Raw genomic sequence first — 20,673 nt, 5'->3', positions numbered from 1 at the left:
AACATCTAATCCCTGAAACAAAGGGGGGCGGCCCGAAGACCGCCCCGCCAAAGCGTCGCCCGCCAAAGCGTCGATGGAGAGGACCGATCAGAAGCCGGCCTTGACCTCTTCGTACATCTCCTGAAGTTCCGGCTCGTTCCGGATGGTCGCCTGGAAGATGCCGGACCTGATGTAGCCCTCGACATCCTCGGGCGGCAGGCCGCGCATCTCGAGCTCGGCCGCCGAGAACGACTGATAGGTCTTGATGTTGGCGTGACCCATGCCATGGCTCCCGACCCAGAACTCCCCGGTGTTCGGCGCGAGGAAGGCGTCGATCAGGTCATAGGCGCGGTCGATCCTCGCCGGGTCGGCGAACGACATCAGCGAAATGCCGCAGGTCCAGGTCATCGGGCCTTCCTTGGGTTTCATGAAGGCGACCGGAATGTCCTGCTCCAGCAGGTTGAGCGGGGTGGAGTTCCACGAAACCGCAGCGATCAGCTCGCCCGAGGCCAGCGCCTGCTCCCAACTCGTCGCATCGTTGGTGTAGTAGCGCAGCAGCGGACGCTGCTCGACCATGAGGTCCTTGGTGACCCGGACCTCTTCGGGTGTCATGTCGAAGGGATCGGCGGCACCCGAGTAGATCGCCGCCACCATGACGCCGTCGATCAGGCTGTCGATCATCGACAGGCGACCGGCATACTTCGGATCCCAGAGGATGCCCCATGTGTGCTTCGCGGGATCGTCGTATTCGGGTGCAAGATCGGTCCGGAAGGTGACCGATGTCAGGCCCCACCAGGCGCACACCATCATCTGGTTGCCATCGGCCACCATGTCGGGGACGCCCTGCAGCGCGGGGATGACGTTGTCCCAGTTCTCGAGGCGGTCGGTGTCGATCGCCTGCAGGAAGCCCAGGTCGTTCCACTTCCGAACCTTGTAGGAACACGGCATGGTCAGATCGGGCCGGAAGCCGGCGATCATCCTGGCCTCGGCCTCTTCCTCGTCGCCCCAGAGCGAGAAGTTCGGCGAATTACCGTATTTTTCGATGTAGTCCAGGTGCATCTCGGGCACTTCGTAGCCGGCCCAGGTGAAACACACGGGGTCCTCGCCGGTCTGCGCACGCCCCTTGCCCGAGGCAAACGGCATCAGCGTCATGCCAAGGCCGACGGATGCCAGGCCGGCGTGGAAATCACGCTTCGACAGGCGTCCCATCTTCATGTTGTCGATAAATCGCTCGATATCGCGTTGGGATTCCATGCGTTGTCCCTCCTCGTTCATACAGTGAGGTGCAGGCACCTCTGACGTTCCCCGCTCGGGACCGCCTCGCGCGAAAACCTATAGACCAGGCAACAGGTCAGACAATACTTAAAGTGCGGGTCGGTCGTCGCCGCGGAAACCGGTGGCCACGACGTAGATCTCGCGCGAATCCTGTCGGCTCGCGTCGGGTTTGGCGTGAACGACCCTGGCGAAGTCGGTCCTGAGCGCTGCCAGAAGCGTTTCGTCGGCACCGCCGCGCAACACCTTGGCGACAACCGCGCCACCGGGTGCGAGCAGGCGTGCAGCAATGGCACAGGCCTCCTCGGCCAGCGCCATGGTGCGCAGATGATCGGTCGAACGATGGCCGGTGGCCGGCGATGCCATGTCGGACAGCACAAGATCCGCAGGCCCCGCCAGCGCACGACGGATGGCCTGCTGCATCCCGGGATCGGTCGCGTCGCCCCGGATGATCCCGACGCCGTCGATCGGTTCCATCGCGAGCAGATCGATCGCGACAACAGGGGCATCATCGACAACGGCCGCGGCAACCTGCGACCAGCCGCCGGGTGCCGCACCGAGGTCGACGACACGCACGCCCTTCCCCAGCAGCGAGAAACGTTCATCGAGCTGAATCAGCTTGTAGGCAGCGCGCGAGCGATAACCTTCCGCCCGGGCACCTGCGACATAGGGATCGTTGAGCTGGCGCTGCAGCCAGCGGGTCGAGGACGATTTGCGCCGCCTGGCCGTTCTGACGCGTTGTTTCAGCCCGCGGCCCGGCGGGCGCCCGGTGCCCCGGCTCACTGCGCGGCTTCGGCGGCTTGGGCGGCAGGGTGGGGAAGGCATGGCCCGGTCTCTGCATCCGTGGGCCGATGCAGACGATCCTGCGACATCATGCCGAGCAGAATCCCTTCCCGGAGTCCCCGGTCGGCCACCGTCAGCCGCTCAAGCGGCCAGGTGCGACGCACCGCCTCAAGGATCGCGGCACCGGCCACCACCAGATCGGCCCGGTCCCTGCTGACGCACGGCACCTCGGCGCGTTCCGGCACGGTCATGGCACGAAGGCTTGCCGTGACGACGGCGAGGTCGGCGAAATCGATGGCGATGCCGTCGACCTGGCGGCGGTCGTAGTGCGGCAGGTCGAGATGAATGCCGGCCAGCGTGGTTACGGTGCCGGAGGTTCCGATCATCTGGACGTCGCCGCCGGCAAGCCGTTCGGAGAGGCGATGTGCCGCCTCGAACGGCGCCAATTCGTCGATGACGTGCCTGACCATGGCCTCATGGCCCGGATCGTCCCGCTCGTCCCCACCGATGCATTCGGTCAGGGAGACGACGCCGCAGGGCAGCGAAACCCAGGCGTCGATCCGGCTCTCGCCCTGACCGTCGATCGTGAGCCAGGAGATCTCCGTGCTGCCGCCGCCGATGTCGAGCACCACGACGTGGCGCGCCCACGACTCGATCAGGGGCTGACAGCCGACAGATGCCAGATGGACCTCTTCGTCGGGACCGATGATCTCGAAGGTCATGCCGGTTTCCGCAGCGACCCGAGCCAGGAAGCCGCTGCCGTTGATCGCCCGCCGGCAGGCTTCGGTGGCGATGCAACGCGCCCGGTCGACGTGACGGTGCCGCATCTTGCCGGCGCAGATGTGAAGCGCATCGATCGTCCGTTCGATGGCCGCATCCGACAGGCGGCCGCTGGCATGGAGCCCCTCGCCCAGACGGACGATGCGGGAGAAGGCGTCAATCACGCGGAAGCCGTCACGGCTGGGCCTGGCGACCAGCAACCGGCAGTTGTTCGTGCCAAGGTCGATGGCGGCATACGTGTGCTGCGCCGGACGCCGGGCTCCCCGCCCGTTTTGTCTCTTGCGCCCACTTCCGTACATACCCACGACCACGAACCTGTCCTCACTGCACAGCGTAACCTCTCTATCTAACGCGAAACGCAGTGGAAGGGAAACGGCGCAACCGCGATCAGTTGTCGCGCTTTCGCGTGTGGCCAGCGCAAGCGCAACGGGCCAATCCGTCGCACACGAGAGCCGTCTCGGGCACAGCGATTTCGATCCGGATGATGGTCTCCGGAAGCACTTCGGAATACGCGTCCAAGCGCATCAGTCGCAGAAGCATCTCCGGACCTATTGAACGAACAACCATGGGAGCAGAATCCAATTGTGAAGGACGCTGCATCTTATATGCGAATAATTCTTAATTGCAACAGTAATCAGCCATGACGCGCGATGACCGCAAGGAACCCATCGGCGAAGCGCTCAAGCTTGCTGGCACCGACGCCGTGGATGCCAGCGAAGGCCTTCCGATCGGCAGGCTTTGCCGCCGCAAGTTCGATCAGGGTCGCATCATGGAAGATCACATAGGGCGGCACACCCCTCTCCTTCGCGAGCGCCAGCCGCAAATCCTTGAGCGCCTGCAACAGGCCGGGATCGGCGACGGCGATCTCGCGTTCGACAGCACTGCGCGCCTTGCGGACGGAACGGGCTTTGGCAAGCGTTTCCTGGCGCAGCGCAATCGTCTCCCCGCCGTCGAGAATGGATCGGCCCCGCCTCGTCGCACGCAGGCCGCCGTAGCCGCCAACGTCGACCTCCAGCACGTGGGCAGCGACCAGCTGGCGTATGATCGATCTCCAGACCGGCCCCTTGCGATCGCTGCCCGCGCCATAGACCGCGAGAGTCTCGTGACGGAACTGCACCACCTTGCCGGTCGCCTTGCCGGTCAGCACGTCGACGATGTGGGCCACACCGAAGCGCTCGCCCGTCCGGATCACCGCCTCGACGGCCTGGCGGGCGGCGTCCGTGCCGTCGATCACGGTCGGCGGATCGAGGCAGACATCGCAGTTGCCACAGGCCTCTCCCTCCTCACCGAAGTAACGCAACAGCGCGACGCGCCGGCATTCCGACGATTCGCAGAACGCCACCAGCGCATCAAGCCGGCGGTGATCGACCCGCTTGCGGTCTTCCGACGCATCGCTGTCCTCGATGAAGTGGCGGCGCATGCGGATGTCCTCGATGCCGAAGAACATGGCGGCGTCGGCTGCCTTGCCGTCGCGTCCGGCGCGACCGATTTCCTGATAGTAGGCCTCGACCGTCGCGGGCAGGTCGACATGCACGACGTAGGACACGTCCGGCTTGTCGATCCCCATGCCGAAGGCGATGGTCGCCGTCATCACGATGTCGGGTTCGGTCAGGAAGCGATCGAGAAGCTGCTTGCGTGCGCAAGACCCGAGCCCGGCGTGATAGGCGAGCGCCTTGTGACCGGCCTCGGCCAGGGTGGCCGCCATCTCTTCCGTGCGCTTGCGCGAGAGGCAGTAGACGATGCCACAGCGGCCCTCGCGCCCGGCGACGAAATCGAGGAGTTGTTTCCTGACGTTCACCTTGGGCGCGACCGCAAGGCGGATGTTGGGCCGGTCGAATCCGGCCACAAAGGTCCTGGCATCGTCGGGGAAGAGCCTGCGGGCGATGTCCTCGCGGGTCACCGTGTCGGCCGTCGCGGTGAAGGCGGCAAGCGGCACGCCGGGAAAGACATCCTTGAGGCCCGTGAGCTGTTCGTACTCGGGCCGGAAACTGTGACCCCATTGCGAGATGCAGTGCGCCTCGTCGATCACGATCATCGAGAGCGGCAGCTTCGCGAGGGCCGCCAGCATCCGCCCGGTCATCAGCCGCTCGGGCGACAGGTAGAGCAGGTTGACCCGGCCCGCGGCGACGTCGCGCCAGACGGCCACATTGTCCTCGCGGTGGCGTGACGCGTTGATCGTGTCGGCCGCCACACCCGCGAGCCTGAGCGCGGCAACCTGGTTCTGCATCAGCGCGACGAGCGGCGAGACCACCACCGTGAGCCCGCCGCGCACCAGCGCCGGAACCTGGAAGCAGAGCGACTTGCCGGCACCCGTGGGCATGATCACCAGCGAATGACCGCCGGCGATCAGCCGGTCGACCACCGGCTCCTGGCCCGGCCGGAACGCCTCGAAGCCGAAGGTTTCATGCAGCACGGCATGTTTGTCTCGCGGCCAGGGCGGCGGGGATTCAGGTTCGGCGATGGCGGAGAGCAGGTCGGTCACGGTCGGGCGACCATAGGCCGGGATCGGACCCGTGCAAGGCCGCCTCTGTTGACAGAATCAGCCACCCTCGGCATAAGCTGCCCTCGCCTAGGCGACGGCTTCGGGCGACGGCTTCGGTGCCCCTGCTGGGGGATAGTTTAACGGTAGAACCTTCGGCTCTGACCCGAATAGTCCTGGTTCGAATCCAGGTCCCCCAGCCCTTGCTTTCCCACCCACATCAGAGCTTCCGCGTTGCAGGGGCAACCGCGCTCCCGAATCAGACGTTGGGGGGCAGTTACCGCAGCCGCGCCAAGCAGGATCGTCCGACAGGATCGTCCGACATGGCGGCAACCGCGCCTGTTCGGGAAGGCGTGCAACATACCCCCCTTCATACCCCCCTTTGGCCCGCAAATGCGGCATGGTTCGCACGGGCGATTGCGGTGGAACTCCACTCCATTATCCTGCATATGCGCGCGCGCATATGCCACCGGATCGAACGCCATGATCGCCGCTATTGTTTCCGTATGGGCCCTCCTCGTCGGCATCGGCCTCCTCATGGTCGGGAGCGGGCTTCAGGGATCGCTGCTCGGTATCCGAGCCTCGGCCGAGGGCTTCTCCGTGCTCGTCACAGGCCTCGTTATGTCGAGCTATTTCGCGGGTTTCGTCCTGGGCTCGCTGGCCACGCCGCGCCTGATCCGCCGCGTGGGGCATATTCGCGTCTTCGGTGCCCTGACGTCACTCGCATCGATCACCGCGCTGTTGCACGCCACCTTCGTCGATCCCATCGTCTGGGGCTTCCTGCGTGTGATGACAGGCTTCTGTTACATCGGCCTCTTCATCGTTGCCGAGAGCTGGCTCAACGACCGGTCCACCAACGAGACACGCGGTCGGCTTCTGTCGCTCTACATGATCGTCATGACCGGTTCGATGGCGACAGGCCCCCTGCTGCTGAACATCGGCAGGACGACGGGATTCGAGCTTTTCGTCGCGGCATCCGTCCTCGTGTCGATCGCCTTCATCCCGCTGTCCCTGACGGCCTATGCCGCACCGCGCTTCGAGGAGCAGGACCGTTTCAGCATCCGACAGCTCATGGAGGTATCCCCGCTGGGTGTGGCGGGGTGCCTCGTCAACGGCGCCACGGCCGGCGCCCTGGTCTCTCTTGTCGCGGTCTACGGCAAGGCGATCGGACTGAGCATCGACAACATCGCTCTTCTCGCCTCGGCATCGATCCTGGGTGGCACGATCCTCGTCTGGCCTCTGGGCCGCTTGAGCGACCGGTTCGACCGTCGCCTGGTCCTGACCGGAACCGCGCTCGCGGGCGGCACGCTGGCGCTGGGGATCGTGCTGCTGGGTGTGCCCTCACCGACATTGCAGATCCTTGCCGTCGCCGTGGTCGGCGGCTTCATCATGCCGCTCTATTCGCTCTCGGTCGCCCACACCAACGACCATCTTCACCCGAACCAGATGGTCGCCGCGTCCAGCGGGCTGCTGCTTGCCAACGGCATCGGCGGCATGGCCGGGCCGACCATGGCGGGTGCGGCCATGGAGCTTCTCGGCCCTCCGGGCTTTCTGTGGTTTCCGGCCGGCGCGATGTTGGCCCTGGCGGGCTTTGCGATCTTCCGGATGACGCGCCGTTCGGCCGTGCCGGCCGAGGAGCAGCGCGACTTCGTCCGTATGCCGCGCACGTCGGGCATCATGGCCGATGCCGCATTGCGCAATCAGCGCAATCGGATGGACAGCGATCCCGCCAACACGTTCCGCCACCTGTGAGCGACCCGCCAACCGGTCCGCCGGCGACCCCCGGCCCGCGCGACAGGCACAGCGCCCAACGCAGCGAGCATGAGACGTCCACGCATCGCACTGCCGGCCGTCACTCGATTCCGGAGAGGCCAAGGGGGTCGCCAAGGGGGTCGGAGGCCCGAAACGGGACAGGAATACCGTCGGACACGGCAAACACGGCAGTACCGCCGGCAATGTTGGCACCATCCGACAGCAGGACCGGTCCGCCCGGTGTCGCAAGTTCGTTGGCGTGGAGGACATCGGCAATCACCGGACCGTGGGCCGACCGGCCGAACGACATCGCAGTCGAGAGCGCGGCCAGGGTCAGCGCGGCATCGCGGGTGCCCGCCTCGTCGAGCGCAGCGAGCCAGTCCGGCACTGTCGCCGTGTCGCGCAGCGACGGCCAATGATCGGCACACAACATGCGTGCGCCTGCGTCCCCTGAGACGGCCTCACAGGTCAGCGACACGACGAGACGGTCGCGTGCCGGCTGCGCCGGCAGGGACGGCCCGTAGATCAGGATCCCCGGGTTGCCCGCACCGTGCCCGTCTACAGCAAATCCGGCGACAGCAAACCCGAGGTCGGCAGCCGCCTGCGCCAGGGTGTCCGCGGTCCGGGCAGACCCTGCCGCGACCGAGACCGCCACGCGCGATGTGTCCTGGCCTGCAATCGTGTAGCCCACGGAGAGACCGGCCAGGACGGCGACAAGCCGGTCGCGGGCACGCGGTACGACGGAGAGCACGATACCGTCGGTATCGGCCGGAGACACGCCCAGCGGATCGAACACGGGAAAACCGACATCGGCGACGTCCGCCGCAACGGCCTGAGTCAGTACCGGATCGCCGCCGCCAAGGAAGACCGTCACACCTCGCCAGCGCACCAGGACGTCTGCCAGTGCAGCCGCCCGACGGGGGCTGCCGCGGTCATCCATGAACTCGAGCCGGATCGACCGCCGTTCTCCGGCGATGACGATACCGCCGGCCGCGTTGATGTGTTCGGCCGCCGCGACATAGCCGTGCGCAATCGCCGCATCGCGCTCCGCACCGTCACCGGTCAGCGTGAGGATGACGCCAAGGGCCACATCGTCACCCGTCCCGTCGGCCAGGGACGGACCGGTGACAGCGAGGAGCAGCAGGAGAACGCGCCTGACGATGCCGACCATGGGCGACTGTGGTTCCGTCATGGCGATGCTGTCAAACGGCGCGCGGCTCCGGACAGGGCTTGAACGGCGCGCCGTCGGCGGGGGGCTCTCGCGCTGCGGGCCTTGTCCGGGATGGCATTCCCGAAGGGGTCAGACCCGCTCCCGGCGCAGGGACTGGGCCATGCAGTGAACGCCACCGCCGCCGCGGGTGAAGACGTCGACGTCGGGGTCGTAGACGGTGAAGCCCAGCGCTTTCAGCTTCGAGACCAGGTCCCTGGCGTGGGCGGGTGCCAACACCCTGTCGTTGCCGAGCGCCATGACGTTGCAGGCAAGCGCCATGGTGTCCCGATAGTTCACGGGCACGATCTCGATGTTCCTGGCCTTGAGCCAGTCGACGATTCCGGGATCGGTCGTATCGAGGCAGACCGCGCAGAGCCTGTCGGCCAACATGCAGACCATGAGGTCGATGTGGACGTAGTGCTCGGCGATCGGCGCGATGCGGACCTCCCAGCCCTCCTTCTCGAACCAGCGGCGGACCTGATTGGCCGACTGCTCCTGGGTGCGCTCGCCGCACCAGCCGATCAGCACGCAGCCCGGTTCGATGATGTCGAAGTCACCGCCCTCGAACGAGCCTGCGGTGACCATGTCGTAGATCGGGATTCCCTTGTCCATGTAGAAGCGCATCACGGGACCGTACTCACCGCGCCGCCACCACTGGGCCATCTGCGTGACCACAGCGCCATAGGGCGTCATGAACGACGAATCGCGGGCGTAGACCTGATAGGGCAGGTCCTCGTCGGGCTCGAGCCAGTGCACGTTGACGCCCGCTTCCTCATACGCGCCGACCATCTCGCGATGCTGCCTCATGGCGAGCTGGCGATCGAAGACGTCACCGCGCTTCAGGGTCGCCCTGGAAATCGAGCTCGTGGCGAGCCACCTGTAGTTGTCGGCAGGGCCGAGCAGCACATCGGTCAGCGTGCCGTATTCGGAGTTACATCCCCAGTCGGAGAGTTCGGGCGTGTTTCCTTCCGGCGAACGGCAACGCAACGGTTTCATGGCGGTCTCCAGAGGGCGGGTCCGGGCCGTAAGGTCGCGTCTCGTTCGCGTGAGCACAAGAGAAAAGAATTCCGCGCATCCGATAGCCGGAGCGTCGGACGAACCCGGACCGCCGAATGAACAACGTGGCCGCCCATACGCCGACTCCTGACAGGCCGACTCCCGACACGCAACGCCCTGCGCGCCTTCGAGGCGGCCGCCGGGCGGCACCCGCAACCGGCTTCCCCATGCGCCCCGCAATGATGCGTGGCAATGACGCGCGGCACCGACGCACGGATGTCGTGGCGACCCGGCTGACCGACCGTCTGACCGCAAGGCTGACCTGACAGCGACGCGTGTTGACAGCTTGCCATACACGTCAGAATGATGCGCGCGCATCCGGACAAGGGGCAGATCATGGCGGCAGGCAACCTCACCCGCGGACAGGCGCTGATGCAGCTTGTGAAGGCCTATGGCATCGACACCGTCTTCGGGATGCCCGGCGTCCATACGCTGGAGTACTATCGGGGAATCGCCGATGCCGGGATGAGGCACGTGCTGTTCCGTCACGAACAGGGCGGCGGCTTCATGGCCGACGGCTGCGCCCGCATCTCGGGCAAGCCCGCGGTCTGCTGCGTCATCACCGGCCCCGGTGTCACCAACATCGCGACCGCCGTGGGCAATGCCTATGCCGACAGCTCGCCCATGCTGGTGATCGCCAGCACCAACGGCACCGGCGATCTCGGCGCGGGCCGCGGCCGGCTGCACGAGATCACCGACCAGCTTGCGACCATCAGGCCGCTTTGCAGCTTCGCCCAGACCATCATCGACGGCCGCCAGATTCCCGGCGCACTGAACCGTGCGTTCGACATCTTCGCCGCTGGCCGGCCCCGCCCCTGCTACATCGAACTGCCGATCGACCAGATCGACAAGGTCGCCGAGTTTGCGGTGCGCACCTCGCCGATCGCCGGCCCCCTGCGCCCGGACGAGGCCTCGGTCGAGGCCGCGGCAGCCGTCGCCGGAGGTGCCGGGAAGCCCGTGATCGTCGCCGGTGGCGGCACGCAGGACCATGGTGCGGCCCTGCAGGCGCTGGCCGAGAAGCTCGGCGCGGCGATCATCCTGACCTATGCTTCAAAGGGTACGGTCGCCGCCGACCATCCGTTGAATTGCGGCTCGATCCTGGCCTCGTCCGTTGGGCACAGGCTGGTCGAGAACGCCGATGTCACGATCGCCATCGGCACCGAGCTCGCCGAGTCCGACGTCTGGGCGCCCAATGACTGGCTCGACCTGAAGGGCAAGCTGGTGCGGATCGACATCGACCCCGCCAACCTCAGCCGCGACTACGTGCCCGATGCCGCGATCCTGGGCGATGCCGGCCTTGCCATGGAGATGCTCACGGACGCGCTGCCTTCGGGCGGCAGGAAGCCCGGTTACACGGGCTCAAGGGCGATCGCCGACATCCGCAGGAAGGCGCGTGCGCTGCAGATGAAGGATCCGCGCGCGCCGAAGTTCGTGAAGGTGCTCGACGCCCTGCGCACGGCGCTCCCGCACGACGGCTGGATGATCACCGATGCGACGCAGATCGCCTATTTCGCCAACGCGTACTGGGCGACCTCGCACCCGCGCAGCTATACCCATCCCAATGGCTATTGCACGCTGGGTTCGTCGATGCCGTCGGGCATCGGTGCCAGGCTCGGCGTGCCCGAACGCGACGGCGTGGTGCTGACCGGCGACGCCGGCTTCCTGTTCACCGCGACGGAACTCGCGACCGCGGTCGACGAGGCGGTGAGCCTGCCGATCGTCATCTGGAACAACGATGCGTTGAGCCAGATCCGCGACGGCATGATCGAACGCGATATCGCCGAATGCGGCGTCGTGCCCGGACGCAATCCCGACTTCATGGCGCTCGGCAAGGCGTTCGGTGCCAACACGCGGAAACCGAAGTCGCTCAAGGGCCTGACCGGTGCCGTCAGGGAGGCCTTCAGGACCAGGGGCCCGACGCTGATCGAAGTCCACGAGGACTCCGCCTATCTGCGTTGACGCAGCGGCCCGGCGCGGCCCAAATCTGTTCCGCGGAGCGCATCTGGCCGGAACCGCTTGCGGTTTCAACCAGATGTGTGAAACAAACAGGAATGGCGACAAACACAGCCGTTCATGTAAAACGGCGCGGCATGGAGGAACTGGACATGAAAAAAGCTGTTCTCGTTGTCACGATTTCGCTGCTGATCGGATTTTCTGCAGCGTCGGCTCAAAGTTTGACAGGGCCGCAACAAAATGCGGTTCGTTCAGCTCACAGCTACATCAGCGTCATGGGATTCTCCCGGAGTGGGTTGATCGATCAATTGTCATTCGAGGGTTATGCGCGACATGACGCGGCGGTGGCCGTGGATAGCATGTCGGTAGACTGGAACGAGCAGGCGGTAAAATCAGCAAACAATTACCTGTCGGTCATGGGATTTTCATGCAGAGGACTGATCGATCAGCTGGCTTTCGACGGTTACACGCGCAGTCAGGCCGAGCACGGTGCTCACAAGACAGGGGCTTGCTAAGGCAAGAAACATCCACTGTGGATGTTCCACTGTAGATGTTCCACCGGGGATGTCGGGTCATGCCGACAGAGGAGGGGCCATCGACCGATGAGCCCAGGCTCCGCCCCCGCAGGGCGCTGGCTCAGGGACTGGATACGGAAGGGATTGGATACAGAAGGTCCATAACTCATTCTTCATGCGCCGGGTCGATATCATGGCCCGCAATCATGATCGGTTCGACGTGCCTTCATCGTGATTTTTCGCCGGATGATGAGCCATAACCGCATCGAACGACAACCAGCGCACGCGACAACAACGCGTTGTCGTGGGCGCGTTACGGTTCCTGCTTCACTCTGCCGCCAGAAGATGACTGCGCGACGACAGGACGTCGTCGAAGGCCGCCACATAGCCATCGAGGTCCTCATCGGTCATCGGCAGGCAGAGCAGCATGGAGTTGCGCCAGGTCATGCGCTGACCGCGCGCCAGCAGGTCGTAGAACACCAGCCCGCTCTTGAGCCTGTTGCCCTTCTCGCTGTCGTGCACGTCTTTGAGCGGACCTTCGCAGCAGTGGAGCTGCATGATGGAACCCAGGCCCGAAACATGCAGCGGCAGGCTGTGCTTGCGGATGGTCTCGTTGAGGCCGTCCCGGAAGGCCTGGCCCCAGGCATTGAAGCTGTCAGCCTTCCCGGGCGTGTAGATCTGCGTCATGCCCGTCGATCCCGCGGCGTGGGTGATGACGTTGTTGTTGAAGGTGCCCGGGTGCTCGATCGGATTCTCCGAACGGGGGTCATAGCGGTTCATGATGTCTTCCCGGCCGCCGAAGGCACCGAAGGTTGCGCCGCCGCCGATATACTTGCCCAGCGTCGTCATGTCGGGCGTGATCCCCAGCAGCTTCTGCCGACCGCCGCCGGACAGGCGGCTTGTCACCACTTCATCGAAGATGAGGATGATGTCGTGCCTTGCCGTGACGTCCCGCAGGGCCTGCAGGAAGTCCTTGTCGGCCGGGATCATGCCGCCCGCGCCCTGCATCGGCTCGATCACGACACAGGCCAGATCGCCGGCGTGCTGCGCGACGAGAGAAACGGTTTCGTCGGTCCTGTTGAACGGTGCCATGACATAGTCGAAGGGCGCGTTGACGGGCGATCCGCCGTGGGCAAACATGAAGACGCCGCCGTGATAGCTGCCTGCGAACACCATGACCTTCGACTTGCCGGAGACGACACGGGCAGTCGCAATCGCCATCATGTTGGCTTCGGTGCCGGAGTTGGTGAAGCGCACCTTGTCGAGCGAAGGGAAGCGGTTGACCAGTTCGGCGGCGAGAATACGTTCGTAGCGGTTCGGTCCGCCAAGCACGACACCGTCGCCGATGGCGCGGGTCATGGCCTCGACGATCTGCGGATTGGAGTGGCCGAACAGGCCGGCACCGAACTCGCCCACGAAGTCGGTGTAGCTGTGACCGTCAATGTCCCGGACGTACTGGCCTTCGCCGCGCTCGATGGTGAGCGGGAACGGCGGGTGGAACAGCACGGTTCGCGTGTTCCCGCCCGGCATGGAGCCCGCGGCCCTCTCGTCCTCCGTCCGACTCTTCGGGTTGGCCGCAACGAAATCGGCGACGGCCTTCCCGAGCGCTTCCCGAAGATCGGCTTCCAGCGCGACGTTGCCCAGCGTGGCCATGGTGTTTCCCTGCGGCTTCTTTTCCCAAAGTCTAGCCCCAGGACACACCACACTCTAACGACCTTTCCAAACCACCGCGCCGATTGACACCCTGGATCGTGACGCCTAGCGTCCGGCCGCGTTCGCACGGGACAGCCATGTCGATTCGGATCGTATCGCAGTACGTATGGCGCGCGGTTCTCTAACGAGAGCCGTTACCGATTCGTATGCGCCCTCGACACCGTCGGGGGCTTTTTTGTGCCCGAGTTCAGCGAAGCGAACGATGACCAAGCAACAAGACAACCTCCTTCGCGGAGCGGAGACCCCACCTCACCTCGCGACCCTGATCGTGCTGAGCGGCCTCTCGATCATGTCGCTGAACATGTTCCTGCCATCGCTGCCGCAGATCGCGGACGACTTTCGGGTCGACTACGCCCTGGCGAACCTCTCGATCGCCGGATATGCCACGGTCACGGCGGTCCTGCAGGTCATCATGGGTCCGCTGTCGGACTGCTTTGGTCGCCGGCCCGTGATCCTAGTCGGACTCGCGATGTTCTGCGCAGCCTCACTCGGCTGCATGCTGGCCACCGACATCTGGATGTTTCTGGCCTGCCGCCTGGTCCAGGGCGCCATCATCGCCGGACACACCGTCTCGATGGCCGTGATCCGCGATGCACGGTCCCCGGACCGTGCAGCGAGCCTGATTGGCTACCTCGCCATGGCCTGGGCGCTCGCACCCATGATGGGCCCGATGCTGGGAGGCGCGCTCCACAGCGCCTTCGGCTGGCGCGCCAGCTTCGTCGCCTTCCTTCTGCTCGGGCTGAGTGTCCTGGCGCTCTGCTGGGCCGACCTTGGCGAAACCAACACTAGGCGGAGCGAAAGCCTCACCCAGCAGTTTCGTTCTTACCCTGCCCTTTTGGGGTCGGGCGTGTTCTGGGCCTATGCCGGCTGCATGGCGTTCTCGATCGGCGCCTTCTATGCCTTCCTTGCAGGCGTTCCACTAGTCGCCGCGGCCGCATTCGGCATGGAGACCTCCATGCTGGGCGTCCTGATGGGGACGATCACGGCAGGCTTCATCCTCGGCAGCTTCCTCTCGGGCCGTCTGGCGGCGGGACGAGCGCTGGCGACGATGGTGATCGCCGGACGCCTGATCGCCTGTACGGGTCTGCTGACGGGGCTCGCCCTGCTCTTCGCAGGCCTCATGGATGTGGTCCTGTTCTTTGCCGCCTGCGCCTTCGTCGGTGTCGGCAACGGCGTCACCATGCCAAGCGCCAATGCCGGTGCCATGTCCGTCAGACCGGAGCTGGCGGGCAGCGCTGCCGGGCTTTCCGGCGCGCTCGCGGTTGCAGGCGGCGCGGTCTTCTCGGCCCTGACCGGCGCCCTTCTCGTCCCCGCGGATGCGGCGTCTGGACTTCTGGCCATGATGCTGCTTGCTTCGTCCCTGGGACTGGTCGCAGCGGCCCTGATTCCCTGGCTGGAACGGCGCAGGCTTCAAGTTGAAGCCGGGCGTGAACCGTGCGAGGGATGACGGACCGTCACGCCGCATAGCCATAACAGAGGCCGGGACACGCCATGTCGGAGATGTTTCCGCACCTGTTTTCGCCACTCACGATCAAGGACGTCACGATCAAGAACCGGATTTTCTCGACCGGTCACATGACGACACTTGTTTCGGGTTACCTGCCCGGCGAGGATCTCGCGGCCTATCACGAGGCGCGTGCGGCCGGTGGTGCCGGACTGGTCGTGGTGGAGGTGGCGCTGGTCCACGAATCGGCGGTGTACACCTCCCACACCATCTCAGCCTACAACGATGACTGCATCCCGGGCTACAAGCGCATTGCGCGCGCTGTGAACAAGCATGACTGCAAGGTGTTCGGACAGGTCTTCCATCCCGGACGCGAGAACATGGAGTCGATGGATGGCAGCGCGCCGGTCGCCTATGCGCCGTCGGCTGTGCCCAACGAACGGTTCCACGTCATGCCCCGGCCGATGTCGCGGCAGCTGATCCACGATGTCATCGACGGCTATGGCGACGCGGCGGGGCGCTTGCGCGAAGGTGGCCTGGACGGGGTGGAGATCGTGGCGAGCCACGGTTATCTCCCCTCGCAGTTCCTCAATCCAAACGTCAACCTGCGCGAGGATGAGTACGGCGGCAGCCTCGAGAATCGCGTCCGTTTCCTGCGCGAGGTCACCGACAACATTCGATCGAAGGTCGGTGACGACTACATCGTCGGCCTGCGTATCTCAGGCGACGAGCAGTCCCACGACCAGACCGGCATGGACACGGTGACCGCGGCGATCGAACTGCTCGATCAGGGTGGCGGACTCGACTACTTCAGTGTCATCGCGGGCTCGTCGGCCTCGCTGGGCGGCTCAATCCACATCGTCCCTCCGATGTTCATCGAACACGGCTACATCGCGCCCTACGCCGCCAGCGTGAAGCAGAAGGTCGACGTGCCGGTATTCGTGGCCGGACGCGTCAACCAGCCGCAGCTGGCCGAGGAGATCGTCGCCACGGGGCAGGCTGACCTGGTCGGCATGACACGCGCCCAGATCTGCGATCCCGCGATGGCCGGCAAGGCGGAAGCCGGTCGGGTCGACGACATTCGCGCCTGTATCGGCTGCAATCAGGCCTGTATCGGCCACATGCATATGGGTGTCGGGATCTCCTGCATTCAGCACCCGGAGACCGGCCGGGAACTCGCCTACGGGGCGCGCAAGCCGCTGGGCGATAAGAAGAACGTCCTTGTCGCCGGCGGCGGCCCTGCAGGCATGAAGGCTGCCGCCGTCGCCGCCGAGCGCGGTCATGACGTCACGCTCTACGAGGCCTCAGGCCAGCTCGGCGGTCAGACGCTTCTGGCCCAGGCACTCCCCGGCCGCGCCGAGTTCGGTGGTATCGTCACCAACCTGACCCGCGAGATGGAGCTAACCGGCGTGACCGTCGTGAAGAACCAGGCCGTCGACCGTGCCTTCATCGAGACCCAGGCTCCCGATGCCGTGATTGTCGCCACGGGCGCCACGCCGGCGCCGGTCGACATCGAGGGCATGGAAGAGGCCCATGTCGTGGAGGCCTGGTCGGTCGTTAAAGGCGAAGCGAACGTCGGCGGCAATGTGGTGATCGCCGACTGGCGTTGCGACTGGATCGGCATGGGACTCGCCGAACACCTCGCGCGCAACGGCTGCAACGTCACTCTGGCGGTTGACGGCTACATGCCCGGCCAGACCATCCAGATGTATGTCCGCGACCATTGGGCCGCAACGCTCCACAGGCTCGGCGTGAAGGTGATTCCCTACGCCCGTGTGTTCGGTGCCGATGCCGACAGCGTCTATCTGCAACATGTCACCAGCGGCGAGGCGATCATCATCGAGCAGGTCGACACGCTGGTGACCGCACTCGGGCATCACTCGGTCACCACGCTTGCAGATAAGCTCGAAGACTGGCCCGGCGAGATCCACATGATCGGTGACTGTCTTGCGCCCCGCACCGCTGAGGAGGCGGTGCTGGAGGGGCTCAAGGTGTCGGCGGAGCTTTAGTGTGGAAACGCTGCCCGCCCCGCAGGTTGTGCTGGATTTCTGGTTCGGCGAACTCCAGCCCGGACAGTGGTTCATCAAGGACGAGGCGCTCGATGCAACTATACGCGGGCGATTCGGGTCGCTGCTCGACGCATTCTCCAGCGACGGCGTGCCGTCATCCTGGCTCGACACGGCCCGGAATCGCCTTGCCGCGGTGATCGTGCTCGATCAGTTTCCCCGCAACATACACCGCGACAGACCGGAGGCCTTTGCCACCGACGCGGCGGCACTTGCTTTGGCGCGCGAGACGCTCGCGCTGGAACTGGATCGCCAGCTCAGCGAGGTCGAGAGAAAGTTCCTCTACATGCCTTACCAGCATGCCGAGGACGCCGCCGTGCAGGCGGAATGCATCGCCCTCTTCCGGGAGCTCGGCGATGAGCGGACCTTGGCTTTCGCCCAGGCGCACAAGGATGTCATAGACAGGTTCGGGCGGTTTCCCCACCGCAACGCCATCCTCGGGCGATCGTCGACCGCAGATGAGAACGACTATCTTGCGCAGCCCGATGCCGGCTTCTGAGCCGGTTCACGGACCCAGGACAGTGCAAAAGGATGGGGCGGCCTGAAGCGCAGCGCAGGTGTCGTTCGCTTCGCCTTCGGACTGAAGCGGACCAGCCTGGAACCGGAAGAACGTGCCCTCCTCCGTGCCCAGATACTTGAAAACAAGGATCGGGACAAGACTTCCCAAGATGTCGGGATGGTCCTTGGCGAGTTGGTCCCAGCCCTCCTGCGCCTCGCTCATGTTGCGGAACGACCCCAGCCACAAGAGATAGGGGCCGATCAATTCGGGATCGCCCAGTTCGACGGTGCGGCTGTCGACCGCGTCGGCGGCGGGGGGCTCGGGCAGCGTGGTTGTCTCGACCGACGCCATCTCCTCGGTGACCGCGGCCTCATTGATCACCTCTACAACCGTAGTATCGACGTCGTCGACGACCATTTCAGCCATTGTCTCGGCATCGTCAGCATCAGCCGTTTCCACCATCGCCGAGACGTCGTCCGACATCTCGTCTTCGGTCTCGACCATCTCTTCGGAGGACGTGATCTCTTCAGCCTCTTCGAACTGATCGAGCAGCGGATCGGCTGCCGACTCTGACTCCGGCGGCGCCAGCGCGCCTTCGAGCGGAATCAGCACACCATAACCGGATTCCACGATCTCAAGGACCCGTTGCGCCTCGGTCGTGTCGGTTTGCGCCCAGGCTGCGGGAGTCAGGGCCAGAACAAGGCCGACGACAATCGGTCTGCAACAATCCATGGCACGAAACTAGTGCAGAAGCGGCAATCCCGAAACCGGCGTCATGGTTGCCAGTCCGGCGGGCCACTGCTATCAGGGCGCGCCAAAACGGGGATGCAGAATGAGCACCGAACCAGACAGCCTTTTCGAAGGACTGATCGCGGCCGCCGACGAGGCCGGAGACGCCATCATGGCGCTCTATGGCAAGGTGGATGCACGCCGGAAGGATGACCGGTCGCCGGTCACAGACGCCGACGAGGCCGCCGAAGTCATCATCCTGCGTCATCTCGCAGCGTTGAGCCCCGGGATTCCGGTGGTTGCGGAGGAGCAGGTCTCCCAGGGAGCCGGGCCGGGCTCCGTCGGGACCCGGTTCTGGCTCGTCGATCCGCTCGACGGCACCAAGGAGTTCCTCAGCAAGAACGGCGAGTTCACGGTGAACATCGCTCTGATCGAAGACGGATGCCCGACCGTCGCCGTCGTCGGCGCACCGGCGATGGACGTGCTCTATGCTTCCGACGGCGAGGCCGCGTTCCGACGCCGTGGCAAAGGCGGGGGCAAGAGCGGTGGCGGAGGCAAGAGCGGGCTGGAAAGCATCGCGGCCCGCGCGCGGCCCCCGGAAGGCGTCACCGCCGCGGTCAGCCGTTCGCATCGCGATTCGGAGACGGATGCCTTTCTGAAGGGCCTGACCGTGGCCGGCGAGAAGGTCGGCGGCAGCTCCCTGAAATTCTGTCTGGTCGCCGAGGGCAAAGCCGATGTCTATCCACGCTTCGGCCGGACCATGGAATGGGACACGGCGGCCGGCCACGGTGTGCTGCGCGCCGCCGGCGGCAGCGTCAGAAAGACCGACGGCACGGAACTGGGCTATGGCAAGGCCGGTTTCGAAAACCCCTCGTTCATCGCCTGGGGGCTGGACGCCCGCCACGGTGCCAGGATCGGGCATGGATCGCGCCCTCGATGAGCTCAAGGAGGCGGTCGGCCCCGAAGGCTGGCTCGCCTCGCCCCTCGACACCGAACCCTATGTGCAGGACTGGCGGCGCAGGTGGCCCGGCAGGACGGACCTCGTTCTGCGTCCATCGAGCACGGAGCAGGTCGCGCGGATCATGGCGATCTGCTCGCGTGAGCGCATCCCCGTTGTGCCGCAGGCCGGCAACACCGGGCTGGTCGGAGGCAGCGGGCCCGGCGAGGATGGCCGCGAGGTCGTCCTGAGCCTCAACCGCATGACCGCGATCCGCGCGGTCGATCCCGTCAACAACACGATCACCGTCGAGGCCGGCTGTATCCTTGCCGAGGTTCAGCAGGCCGCGGCCGAGGCCGATCGTCTCTATCCCCTGAGCCTGAGCGCCGAGGGCAGCTGCCGGATCGGCGGCAATCTCTCAACCAATGCCGGCGGCACGAACGTTCTGCGCTACGGCAATGCGCGGGACCATGTCCTGGGTCTCGAAGTGGTCCTGGCGGATGGCCGCGTCTGGGACGGTCTCAGGGGTCTGCGCAAGGACAACACCGGTTACGATCTGAAACAGCTGTTCCTCGGCAGCGAAGGCACGCTCGGCATCATCACGGCCGCTGTGCTCAAGCTCTGGCCCCGGCCGCGCCAGAGTGTGACGGCCTGGCTCGGTGTCCCGGATGCCCGTGCCGCAATCGGGGTGCTCCAGCGCGCCCAGGCGGCGACCGGCGGCCAGGTCTCCGGCTTCGAGTACATGGTGGCCGAGGCCCTGGCGCTGACCTTCGCGAACCTTCCGGTGCACCGCTCGCCGCTGGCCGCCGACCATCCCGCCTGCGTTCTGCTCGAAGCGTCCTCGGGTCAGGCCGACGATGGCCTGCGCACGGCAATCGAGGAAATCCTGGCCGATGCCATCGAAGACGGTCTGGTCGCCGATGCGGTCGTTGCGGAATCGGAGGGACAGGCGCGCGCGCTATGGCGGATCCGTGAGGAGATTCCGCAAGCCCAGGCGATTCAGGGGGGTGGGCTCAAGCACGATGTCGCTGTGCCGGTCTCGCGGGTCGCCGAGTTTCTGGAGAGGGCCAGCGAAACCGTCGCCGCCATGGTGCCCGAGGCCCGGATCGTCGCATTCGGCCATCTCGGCGACGGCAACCTGCACTTCAATCAGTGCGCCCACGATGCCGACGGCCTCGCCGCACTTCTCGGCAAGGAACGCGCGGTGAACGATGCGGTCGAATCCCTGGCGGTCGGGATGGGGGGATCGTTCAGCGCCGAACACGGCATCGGCCGGTTACGCCTGCGCCAGATGGCGGCCTACAAATCATCCGTCGAACGCGATCTGATGATCGCCGTGAAGGATGCACTCGACCCCTGTCACCTGCTCAATCCCGGCAAGGTTGTCGCCTTCGACGAGGCCTGAGGCCAGAACGCCGTGTCGTCAACGCCGTGTTGTCGGCCACGGCATGGAGCGCACCGCCGTTGTCGATGACGGTGCCGCCTGTGAAGCCTGTCATGCGGTTC

The 20,673-nt window shown here is 65.5% G+C and carries 16 protein-coding genes and 1 tRNA gene; 9 read left to right on the top strand and 8 right to left on the bottom strand.

All coding sequences use genetic code 11. The features are described 5' to 3' along the window. Positions 1-87: 87 nt before the first annotated feature. The 4 genes from GDA49_07840 to recQ all read right to left on the bottom strand — a co-directional run bounded on the left by GDA49_07840 (position 88) and on the right by recQ (position 5,275). Positions 88-1,233, bottom strand: a complete 1,146-nt coding sequence (locus GDA49_07840) for an extracellular solute-binding protein (GenBank protein ID MBC6440305.1) — start codon at positions 1,231-1,233, stop codon at positions 88-90. Between the two features lie 108 nt (positions 1,234-1,341). Continuing rightward, complete coding sequence (locus GDA49_07835; GenBank protein MBC6440304.1) at positions 1,342-2,076, bottom strand: RlmE family RNA methyltransferase; 735 nt, start codon at positions 2,074-2,076, stop codon at positions 1,342-1,344. Continuing rightward, on the bottom strand, positions 2,031-3,113 hold the full coding sequence (locus tag GDA49_07830) for a Ppx/GppA family phosphatase (protein MBC6440303.1): 1,083 nt from the start codon (positions 3,111-3,113) through the stop codon (positions 2,031-2,033). Before GDA49_07830 ends, GDA49_07835 begins: the two co-directional genes overlap by 46 nt. A 335-nt stretch (positions 3,114-3,448) precedes the next feature. Then, the gene (recQ, locus tag GDA49_07825) at positions 3,449-5,275 is read right to left on the bottom strand and encodes a DNA helicase RecQ (GenBank protein ID MBC6440302.1); all 1,827 of its coding nucleotides are present in this window, start codon (positions 5,273-5,275) and stop codon (positions 3,449-3,451) included. 147 nt (positions 5,276-5,422) lie between these two features. Here recQ and GDA49_07820 point away from each other — a divergent pair. Both GDA49_07820 and GDA49_07815 read left to right on the top strand, forming a co-directional pair. Then, a tRNA-Gln gene (locus tag GDA49_07820) sits at positions 5,423-5,493 on the top strand. Between the two features lie 283 nt (positions 5,494-5,776). After that, positions 5,777-7,045: an MFS transporter gene (locus GDA49_07815; protein ID MBC6440301.1), complete on the top strand. Its 1,269-nt coding sequence runs from the start codon at positions 5,777-5,779 to the stop codon at positions 7,043-7,045. 100 nt (positions 7,046-7,145) lie between these two features. Here GDA49_07815 and GDA49_07810 read toward each other — a convergent pair whose 3' ends face one another. Both GDA49_07810 and GDA49_07805 read right to left on the bottom strand, forming a co-directional pair. Then, positions 7,146-8,237, bottom strand: a complete 1,092-nt coding sequence (locus tag GDA49_07810; GenBank protein MBC6440300.1) for an ABC transporter substrate-binding protein — start codon at positions 8,235-8,237, stop codon at positions 7,146-7,148. A gap of 108 nt (positions 8,238-8,345) precedes the next feature. Then, on the bottom strand, positions 8,346-9,251 hold the full coding sequence (locus GDA49_07805) for an amidinotransferase (GenBank protein MBC6440299.1): 906 nt from the start codon (positions 9,249-9,251) through the stop codon (positions 8,346-8,348). A 396-nt stretch (positions 9,252-9,647) separates the two neighbouring features. Here GDA49_07805 and GDA49_07800 point away from each other — a divergent pair, with 396 nt between their 5' ends. Further along, positions 9,648-11,270 (top strand): 5-guanidino-2-oxopentanoate decarboxylase, encoded by a 1,623-nt coding sequence (locus GDA49_07800; protein MBC6440298.1) that lies wholly within the window; start codon positions 9,648-9,650, stop codon positions 11,268-11,270. Between the two features lie 146 nt (positions 11,271-11,416). Further along, positions 11,417-11,779 (top strand): Ltp family lipoprotein, encoded by a 363-nt coding sequence (locus GDA49_07795; protein MBC6440297.1) that lies wholly within the window; start codon positions 11,417-11,419, stop codon positions 11,777-11,779. Between the two features lie 327 nt (positions 11,780-12,106). Here the strand turns inward: GDA49_07795 and GDA49_07790 are convergent, their stop codons facing one another. Then, a complete protein-coding gene (locus GDA49_07790) occupies positions 12,107-13,432 on the bottom strand; it encodes an aminotransferase class III-fold pyridoxal phosphate-dependent enzyme (protein ID MBC6440296.1) in 1,326 nt (441 codons plus the stop codon). Positions 13,433-13,694: 262 nt separating this feature from the next. Between GDA49_07790 and GDA49_07785 the strand changes: the two genes are divergently transcribed. From GDA49_07785 to GDA49_07775, 3 genes are read left to right on the top strand one after another with little or no spacing between them, the layout of a single operon-like run. Next, positions 13,695-14,939 carry a multidrug effflux MFS transporter gene (locus GDA49_07785; GenBank protein ID MBC6440295.1) on the top strand — a complete coding sequence of 415 codons (1,245 nt, stop codon included), beginning with the start codon at positions 13,695-13,697 and terminating at the stop codon, positions 14,937-14,939. A 44-nt stretch (positions 14,940-14,983) separates the two neighbouring features. Beyond that, positions 14,984-16,945, top strand: coding sequence for an FAD-dependent oxidoreductase (locus tag GDA49_07780; protein MBC6440294.1), 1,962 nt, complete (start codon positions 14,984-14,986; stop codon positions 16,943-16,945). 1 nt (position 16,946) lies between these two features. Next, positions 16,947-17,501: a DUF924 domain-containing protein gene (locus GDA49_07775; GenBank protein ID MBC6440293.1), complete on the top strand. Its 555-nt coding sequence runs from the start codon at positions 16,947-16,949 to the stop codon at positions 17,499-17,501. Positions 17,502-17,507: 6 nt separating this feature from the next. On the opposite strand, the gene GDA49_07770 is transcribed toward GDA49_07775, so the two are convergent. Beyond that, on the bottom strand, positions 17,508-18,233 hold the full coding sequence (locus GDA49_07770; protein ID MBC6440292.1) for an SPOR domain-containing protein: 726 nt from the start codon (positions 18,231-18,233) through the stop codon (positions 17,508-17,510). Between the two features lie 100 nt (positions 18,234-18,333). On the opposite strand from GDA49_07770, the gene cysQ reads away from it, so the two are divergent. Together cysQ and GDA49_07760 are read left to right on the top strand one after the other, a co-directional pair. Next, entirely contained in the window at positions 18,334-19,170 is an 837-nt protein-coding gene (cysQ, locus tag GDA49_07765) for a 3'(2'),5'-bisphosphate nucleotidase CysQ (GenBank protein MBC6440291.1), read from the top strand. After that, positions 19,151-20,572, top strand: coding sequence for an FAD-binding oxidoreductase (locus GDA49_07760; GenBank protein MBC6440290.1), 1,422 nt, complete (start codon positions 19,151-19,153; stop codon positions 20,570-20,572). The genes cysQ and GDA49_07760 overlap by 20 nt, the downstream gene beginning before the upstream one ends. Positions 20,573-20,673: the final 101 nt, after the last annotated feature.

It is taken from the genome of Rhodospirillales bacterium (assembly GCA_014323865.1).
Classification (GTDB): domain Bacteria; phylum Pseudomonadota; class Alphaproteobacteria; order SP197; family SP197; genus SP197.
Note: the sequence above shows the minus strand (reverse complement) of the source record. Positions and strands in the feature narration are given on the sequence as shown.